The following is a 6,118-nucleotide window of genomic DNA, read 5'->3' as shown; positions in this document are numbered from 1 at the left end:
GGGCCCGGCCGGCCGACGGGACCGGCCGGGCCCCGCCGCGTGCGACCGGACTGCGTACGGTGGAGGAGTGCGGATGACGGAGATGCTCAGACGGTGGTGCGGCGGGCGCCCGCAGCGCGTCGACGTGGCGGTGGCGCTGGGCTGCTTCCTGATCGCCGCGCCCGTCACCGGCGCCACCGCCTACCACCGCGACGCCTCGGTCACCGCCTACCTGCTGTTCCTGCTGGGCTCCTGCCTGCCGCTGCTGGCCCGCAGCCGGTGGCCGGTGCCGGTGGCCGCCGCGACCGTGCTGATCGGCGTGGTCGAACTGGTGCTGATCCCGTTCACGCCCGGCCCGCGCCCCGAGACCCTCGGGATCTCCATGTTCGCCGTCGGCGTCGCGCTGTACGCTGTCGCCACCCGCACCGACCGGCGCACCGCCTGGCGCACCGGCTGCTGCGCCGCCGCCGCGCTCACCCTCACCGCGCTGATCGTCCGCCCCGGCCTGGAGGAGCTCCCGCAGAACCTCGGCCTGATCGCCTGGCCCTGCCTGTCGGTGGCGATCGGCGACGCCGTCCGCAGCCGCCGCGAACTGCTCGCCTCCGCCGTCGAACGCGCCGAACGCGCCGAACGCACCCGCGAGGAGGAGGCCCGCCGCCGGGTCACCGAGGAGCGGATGCGGATCGCCCGCGAACTCCACGACGTCGTCGCCCACCACATCACCCTGGTCAACGCCCAGGCCGGCGTCGCCCACCACCTGATGCGCACCGACCCCGAGCACGCCTACCGGGCCCTGGAGCGGATCCGCGACACCAGCCGCACCGCGCTCGACGAACTGCGCGCCACCGTCGGCCTGCTGCGCCACAGCGGCGACCGGGCCGCCGCCGCGCCGCGCGAACCCGCCCCCGGCCTGGCCGGGCTCGACGACCTGCTCGACGCCTTCCGGCACTCCGGCCTGCCCGTCGCCCTGGAACGCTCCGGCGCGCCCGTCGAACTGCCGCCGATCACCGACCTGACCGCCTACCGGATCATCCAGGAGGCGCTCACCAACACCCACAAGCACGCCGGGCCCGCCACCGCGCGCGTCCGCCTCGACTTCGGCCCCGAACAGCTGCGGATCACCGTCGAGGACGACGGCGCCGGCCCGGTCGAGGGCCCGGGGCAGGGCAACGGCGAGGGCACCGGGCACGGCATGATCGGCATGCACGAGCGCGCCCGCGCCGCCGGCGGCACCCTCAGCGCCGGGCCCCGCACCACCGGAACCCGCACCCACCGGGGCTTCCGCGTCCACGCCGAACTGCCGCTGCCCGCCGCCGGCGGCCGCACCTGCTCCCGGGGCTGACCCGCCCCGGGCCCGAGAGAACCGACCGCGAGGAAGGCCCCGTCCATGACCGTCCGCGTCCTGCTGGCCGACGACCAGGCCCTGCTCCGGGGCACCTTCCGGCTGCTGATCGACTCCGCCCCCGACCTGGAGGTGGTCGGCGAGGCCGGCACCGGGCGGGAGGCCGTCGCGCTCGCCCGCTCCGCGCGCGCCGACCTGGTCCTGATGGACATCCGGATGCCCGACCTGGACGGCCTGGCCGCGACCAAGCTGATCACCGCCGACGAGGACCTGGCCGGCGTCAAGGTGCTGGTCCTCACCACCTTCGAGAGCGACGAGTACGTGGCCGAGGCGCTGCGCGCCGGAGCCAGCGGCTTCCTCGGCAAGGGCATCGACCCGGAGGAGCTGCTGGACGCCGTCCGGGTCGTGGCGGCCGGCGACTCGCTGCTCTCCCCGGCCGCCACCAAGGCCCTGATCGGCCGCTTCCTCGCCCAGCCCGACCCGGGCCGCCGGGCCGCGCTGCCCCGGCTCGACGTGCTCACCGCCCGCGAGCAGGAGGTGGTCGCCCTGGTCGCGGCCGGGCTCTCCAACGACGACATCGCCGAGCGGCTGTTCGTCACCCCGCTGACCGCCAAGACCCACGTCAACCGGGCGATGACCAAGCTGGGCGCCCGCGACCGCGCCCAGCTGGTGGTCATCGCCTACGAGACCGGCCTGGTCCGGCCGGGGAGCGCGTGACGGCGGTCGGCCGCAGCGGCCGTTCCGGTCAGGCCAGCACGCAGGTGGCGACGCTGAGGTCGGACGGGCAGGGGGTGACGGCGGTGACCGCCAGGCCCGCCTCGGCGGCCTCGCGGCGGATGTCGGCCTCGGTGCGCTCGCGGGTGCGGGCCTCGCCGACGATCATCTTGATGACGTTGCGGAACGCGGCGCCGGAGTCGTGCTCGGCCAGCGGGTCGATGACCAGCAGGGTGGGGGAGCCGTCGGGGGTGCCGGCCGCCATCGCCTCCCGGATGTTGCCCAGGATGCGCACGCCGCTCTCCGAACTCCAGTCGTGCAGCACGTTCTTGAGGATGTAGAGGTCGCCGCCGGCCGGGACCTCGTGCAGGATGTCGGCGGCCCGGAAGGAGAGCCGGGCGGCGAGGTCGGCGTCACCGGAGGCCCGCAGCTCGGCCTCGGCGCGGCGGCAGGTGTCGGGGCGGTCCACGCAGACGCCGGACAGGTGCGGGTGGGCGGCCAGGATCGTCTTCAGCAGGGTGCCGTTGCCGCCGCCGACGTCGATGACGGTGCGGACGTCCTCGAACGGGACGTGCTCGGCGAGCACCGCGCCGATCGGCCGGGCCCAGTCCTGCATGGCGAGGTCGAAGATCCGGGCGGCCTCGGGGTCCTTGTCGAGGTACTCGTAGAGCGGGACGCCGAACGCGTGCGGCATCACCGAGGTGCCGGTCCGCACGGCCTCGGTCAGGCCGCCGGCCGCGGCCTGCGCGTACAGGCCGCACAGCAGGGCGGTCAGGTAGCGCATCGAGTCCGGGTGGTCGGTGCGCAGCAGCTCGGACTGCGGGGAGTTGCCGTAGCGGCCCTCCGCGTCCTCGGTGAAGACGCCGAGCGCGATCAGCGCGGTCATCAGCGAGACCAGCGCGTCCCGGTCGGCCTCCACCGCCGCGGCCAGCTCGTCGGGCCCGAGCGGTCCGGCGGCCAGGGCGTCGGCGATGCCCAGGCGGGCGGCGGCGCCGACCGTGGCCGAGGTGAAGGACCCCATGACAAGACTCACCAGTGACGTTTCCATGGTCCCGTGCACTTCCTCGCGGTCGACGGCGGATTGCGGTGGCGCTCAGCCCGGCCGACCGTAGCGGCGCCCGGGACGCACTGTCGCGCCGTTCAACTGCCCGTGCGCTCCAGGGCGTTCCGGCCTCGGGGAACGGCCGGGCCGGGCCGGGGCCGCCGGTTGAACGGCACCGGATCCGCGGGTTGCGGCCGACCGGTGATCCGGTGTCATGTACCGTCGGAAGGACGCGACCCCACGTACGAGGAAGGGCGTGCCGGGACATGGCGGACGACGGATCGTCAGGGAGCCCCGACGGCAAGCGGGTCCCCGCGGCGCAGATGCGGGCCTCGCACACGGACCGGGACGAGGTGGTCGAGATCCTCCGCGACGCCGCCGCCGACGGCCGGATCACCGTGGACGAGCTCGACGAGCGCCTCACGGTGGCGCTGAACGCCCGGACGTTCGGCGAACTGGCCGCGCTGACCAGGGACCTGCCGGTCACCCCGCCGGCCGCGCCGCTCCCGCCGCCGCCGGTGCCCCGGATCGAACCCGGGCCGAGCCGGGACCTGGTGGAGGTCACCCAGCGCTTCGGCACCCTGCGCCGGGTCGGCCCCTGGGAGGTCCCGCGCCGGCTGGACCTGCGGATGCACGTCGGTGACGCCTGCCTGGACTTCACCCAGGCGGTGATCACCCACCCCGTCCTCGACCTGGACGTGCACCTGGGCATCGGCAGCGACCTGCTCGTCGTCGTCCGGCCCGGCATCGTGGTGGCCACCCACGAACTCTCCGTCGGCGGCGACCTCAAGGTCCGCGTGCCCAGGGAGAGTTGGAACGAACCGACCCAGCTGCGGGTGAACCTGCGGGGCCGGGTGCGCAACGGCGACGTGGTGGTCAGGTACCCGCGGCGGACGCTCGGGCAGTGGATGCGCGGCGAGAGCGCGCTCTGACCCGGCCCCGGCCCCGGCGTCGGTGTCGGTGTCGGCGCTGGCGCTGACCCCTGCGCCGACCCCCGGCGCCGACCCCTGCGCCGACCCCTGAGCTAACCCCCTGCCGGGCCCCTGCCGGGCCGGGGCCGGACCCCGGTCCGGCCCCGGGATCCTGGACCCGAATCGGCCGGGTGTGGTATTCAGTGCTATTCGGCCCCGCGGGGCCGCGGACCGGGTGTCGTATTCCCCGGTCCGGTCGCCCGGGACGGCCGGGTTCAAGTGTTCGGCGTGTTCAACTGCCACGGTTGGCGGCGTCCTCCGACGGTGGATACGTTCCTGTCGCTGGTGGGCTCGGCCTTGGCAGGTACGGCGATTCCGGTTGCGGAAGAACGGGGCGAGCCCGGTCCCGCGTCATTTCCCGCGGTAATCCCGCACCGCGGCTGTGCAGATTCAGAATTGGCATATCCTCGGCAAGCAGGGGTGGCGGAATTAAATGGCCAACGAAGACAGGCTCCGCGATTATCTGAAGCTCGTGACGGCTAATCTGCGCCAGGTCCGCCGACGACTCGCGGAGGTCGAGGAGCGGAACCAGGAGCCGATCGCCATCGTCGGCATGGGCTGCCGGTTCCCCGGCGGCGTGCAGAGCCCCGAGCAGCTGTGGCAGCTGCTCGCGAACGGCTCCGACGCGATCGGCCCGTTCCCGCAGGACCGCGGCTGGGACCTCGAGAACCTGTACGACCCCGACCCCGACCACCCCGGCACCTCGTACGCCCGCCACGGCGGATTCATGTACGACGCCACCGAGTTCGACGCCGGCTTCTTCGGCATCAGCCCGCGCGAGGCGGTCACCATGGACCCGCAGCAGCGCCTGCTGCTGGAGGTCGCCTGGGAGGCGCTCGAACACGCGGGCATCGACGCCGCCTCGCTGCGCGGCACCCCGACCGGCGTCTTCGCCGGCGCCTACAACCAGGGCTACGGCACCGACCCCGCCGCGCAGAGCAGCGGCTCCGAGGGCCACCTGCTGACCGGCATCGCCACCAGCGTCACCTCCGGCCGGGTCGCGTTCACCCTCGGCCTGGAGGGCCCGGCCGTCACCGTCGACACCGCCTGCTCCTCCTCGCTGGTCTCCCTCCACCTGGCCGCGCAGTCGCTGCGCTCCGGCGAGTGCTCGCTCGCCCTGGTCGGCGGGGCCACCGTGATCTCCAGCCCGTCCGTCTTCGTCGGCTTCTCCCGCCAGCGCGGCACCTCCGTGGACGGCCGCTGCCGCTCCTTCGCCGCCGAGGCGGACGGCTCCGGCTGGGCCGAGGGCATCGGCATGCTGGTCGTCGAGCGCCTGTCCGACGCCCGCCGCAACGGGCACCGGATCCTCGCCGTGGTGCGCGGCTCCGCGGCCAACCAGGACGGCGCGTCCAACGGCCTGACCGCCCCCAACGGCCCGTCCCAGCAGCGCGTCATCCGCGCGGCCCTGGCCAACGCGGGCGTCCGCGCGGACGAGGTGGACGCGGTCGAGGCGCACGGCTCGGCCACCAGGCTCGGCGACCCGATCGAGGCCGAGGCGCTGCTGGCCACCTACGGCCAGGAGCGGCCCGAGGGCCGGCCGCTGTGGCTCGGCTCGGTGAAGTCCAACATCGGCCACACCCAGGCCGCGGCCGGTGTTGCCGGCGTGATGAAGATGGTGCTCGCCCTGCAGCACGGGCAGCTGCCGCAGACCCTGCACGTGGACGAGCCCACCCCGCACGTGGAGTGGGAGGCCGGCGAAGTCCGGCTGCTGGCCGAGCCGGTGGACTGGTCCGCCGGGGAGCGGGTGCGCCGCGCGGGCGTGTCCTCGTTCGGCATGAGCGGCACCAACGTGCACGTCATCCTGGAGGAGGCCCCGACGGCCGAACCCGAGCCCGCCGCCTCCGCCGCCGACGAGGACGGCGGTGAGGGCGAGGAGACCGCCGAGACCCCGGCCGTGGTGGAGAGTGTGCCGGTGCCGGCGGTGCTGGAGGCCGGTGGGGTGACGGCGTGGCCGGTGTCGGCGCGTTCGGCCGAAGGGCTGGTGGCGCAGGCGGGGCGGTTGCGGGAGTGGGTGGCGGCGCGTCCGGGGTTGGAGCCGGGGGCGGTGGCGTGGTCGTTGGCGGCGTCGCG

Annotated in this window: 5 protein-coding genes; 4 read left to right on the top strand and 1 reads right to left on the bottom strand. The window is 74.8% G+C overall.

What is annotated here, in order from left to right:
• The first annotated feature begins 73 nt into the window (after positions 1-73).
• Together ACFUEL_RS32990 and ACFUEL_RS32985 are read left to right on the top strand one after the other, a co-directional pair.
• On the top strand, positions 74-1,321 hold the full coding sequence (locus ACFUEL_RS32990) for a sensor histidine kinase (RefSeq protein WP_380240796.1): 1,248 nt from the start codon (positions 74-76) through the stop codon (positions 1,319-1,321).
• Between the two features lie 45 nt (positions 1,322-1,366).
• Entirely contained in the window at positions 1,367-2,038 is a 672-nt protein-coding gene (locus ACFUEL_RS32985; protein ID WP_380240794.1) for a response regulator, read from the top strand.
• 28 nt (positions 2,039-2,066) lie between these two features.
• Here the strand turns inward: ACFUEL_RS32985 and ACFUEL_RS32980 are convergent, their stop codons facing one another.
• Complete coding sequence (locus tag ACFUEL_RS32980; RefSeq protein ID WP_380240792.1) at positions 2,067-3,068, bottom strand: methyltransferase; 1,002 nt, start codon at positions 3,066-3,068, stop codon at positions 2,067-2,069.
• Positions 3,069-3,343: 275 nt separating this feature from the next.
• Between ACFUEL_RS32980 and ACFUEL_RS32975 the strand changes: the two genes are divergently transcribed.
• Together ACFUEL_RS32975 and ACFUEL_RS32970 are read left to right on the top strand one after the other, a co-directional pair.
• Positions 3,344-4,009 carry a DUF1707 domain-containing protein gene (locus ACFUEL_RS32975; protein WP_380240790.1) on the top strand — a complete coding sequence of 222 codons (666 nt, stop codon included), beginning with the start codon at positions 3,344-3,346 and terminating at the stop codon, positions 4,007-4,009.
• Positions 4,010-4,481: 472 nt separating this feature from the next.
• Positions 4,482-6,118: type I polyketide synthase (locus tag ACFUEL_RS32970; RefSeq protein WP_380240788.1), on the top strand; the 1,637-nt coding region annotated here is incomplete at its 3' end.

The sequence above is a fragment of the Kitasatospora sp. NPDC057198 genome, assembly GCF_042670125.1.
Lineage (GTDB): Bacteria > Actinomycetota > Actinomycetes > Streptomycetales > Streptomycetaceae > Kitasatospora.
Note: the sequence above shows the minus strand (reverse complement) of the source record. Positions and strands in the feature narration are given on the sequence as shown.